Source organism: Stenotrophomonas sp. NPDC077659 (assembly GCF_050268705.1).
GTDB lineage: Bacteria > Pseudomonadota > Gammaproteobacteria > Xanthomonadales > Xanthomonadaceae > Stenotrophomonas.
On record NZ_JBNNHG010000267.1, the window covers coordinates 1 to 1,797 of the forward strand.

The window sequence follows — 1,797 nt, forward strand, 5'->3', positions numbered from 1 at the left end:
TGTCTCCATCACCCTGGACGGCCTCAGCCGCTTCCACGGCATGGCGACGCGGCGGACCGGCGAGAACGAGGCATCCAGGACCAGGGGCCGATGGCACGGGTTTCTTCGTCCGGGCGACGACGCGCGGCAGCCGGCTGGTAGCCGAAACCACGTTCGATCTTCAGACGCATGTTGATCGCCGTATCCTTGGTCAGGTGGCAGATCACGTGTTCGCCGTTCAGGATCTCCACATTGTGGTCGACCTTGATATCGGCAGCGGTGACAACGCCCGGACCCTGCTTGGACAGGGACAGGGTGGCGCTGTCGCCGGAGTGCATACGGATAGCCACGTCCTTCAGGTTCAGCAGGACTTCGAGTACGTCCTCCTGCAGACCTTCGACCGTGGTGTACTCATGCAACACGCCGTCGATTTCGACTTCCGTGATGGCGAAGCCCGGGATGGACGACAGCAGCACGCGACGCAGGGCGTTGCCCAGCGTATGCCCGTAACCCGCTCCAAAGGTTCGATAACGACCTTTGCACGGGTGTCGGTAAGGCGTTCGATCTGCGGACCGCGAGGACGCAGAACCTGGTTGGCGGTAACCGTCATGTTGCGGGTTCTCCTAGTGAACCCCCGGCCGTCGCCGGGGGCTCTCCAATGATGAATTACTTCGAATACAGCTCGACGATCAGCGCTTCGTTGATGTCCGCAGGCAGATCCGAACGATCCGGAACAGCCTTGAAGATGCCGGTGAACTTGCCGGAATCCACTTCAACCCACGACGGGCTCAGGTCATGCTGGGCGGCGACGGTCAGGGCTTCCTGGACGCGCAGCTGCTTGGCAGCCTTTTCAGACAGAGCGATGGCGTCGCCAGCCTTGACCTGGTACGAAGCCAGGTTGACCGACTTGCCATTCACGGTGACGCCGCGGTGCGACACCAGCTGACGGGCAGCCGGACGGGTCACGGCGAAGCCCATGCGGTAGACGACGTTGTCCAGGCGGGTTTCCAGCAGCTGCAGCAGGTTCTCGCCGGTGTTGCCCTTCTTGGTCGAGGCCTTCTTGTAGTAGTTGCGGAACTGACGCTCCAGCAGGCCGTAGATACGCTTGACCTTCTGCTTTTCACGCAGCTGGGTGGCGTAGTCGGACAGCTTGCCCTTGCGGGCAGTGGCGCCGTGCTGGCCGGGCTTCTGCTCCAGCTTGCACTTGGAGTCCAGCGCACGCGCCGGGCTCTTCAGGGACAGGTCGGCGCCTTCGCGACGGGCGAGCTTACAGGTAGGACCGATATAACGAGCCATTTCTTATCGCTCCCTTTAGACGCGACGCTTCTTCGGCGGACGGCACCCGTTGTGCGGGATAGGCGTCACGTCGATGATGTTGGTGATCTTGTAGCCGACGTTGTTCAACGAACGCACGGCCGACTCACGGCCCGGACCCGGGCCCTTGATGCGGACTTCCAGCGACTTCACGCCGTAGTCCAGCGCAGCGCGACCGGCCTTTTCGGCAGCCACCTGGGCAGCGAACGGGGTCGACTTGCGCGAACCGCGGAAGCCAGCGCCACCGGAGGTCGCCCACGACAGAGCATTGCCCTGGCGGTCGGTGATGGTCACGATGGTGTTGTTGAACGAAGCGTGGACGTGGGCAACGCCGTCGGTGACGACGCGCTTGATCTTCTTCTTGGTCTTAGCAGCGGGCTTAGCCATTTATAGGTCCCTTACTTCCTGATCGCCTTGCGCGGGCCCTTGCGGGTGCGGGCGTTGGTACGGCAGACCCGCTGCCACTGCGCCGGGCTGACCCGGCCATGCAGGCCCCGGTCGGCC

Annotated in this window: 2 protein-coding genes and 2 pseudogenes; all 4 read right to left on the reverse strand. The window is 63.2% G+C overall.

Annotated elements, in window-relative coordinates; translation table 11 throughout:
* Positions 1-589 (reverse strand): annotated as a pseudogene (locus ACQKDV_RS19295) (DNA-directed RNA polymerase subunit alpha); the annotation flags it as partial.
* A gap of 56 nt (positions 590-645) precedes the next feature.
* On the reverse strand, positions 646-1,275 hold the full coding sequence (rpsD, locus tag ACQKDV_RS19300) for a 30S ribosomal protein S4 (protein WP_004145446.1): 630 nt from the start codon (positions 1,273-1,275) through the stop codon (positions 646-648).
* Between the two features lie 15 nt (positions 1,276-1,290).
* On the reverse strand, positions 1,291-1,680 hold the full coding sequence (rpsK, locus tag ACQKDV_RS19305) for a 30S ribosomal protein S11 (protein ID WP_004145443.1): 390 nt from the start codon (positions 1,678-1,680) through the stop codon (positions 1,291-1,293).
* Positions 1,681-1,691: 11 nt separating this feature from the next.
* A pseudogene (locus tag ACQKDV_RS19310) lies at positions 1,692-1,797 on the reverse strand (30S ribosomal protein S13); the annotation flags it as partial.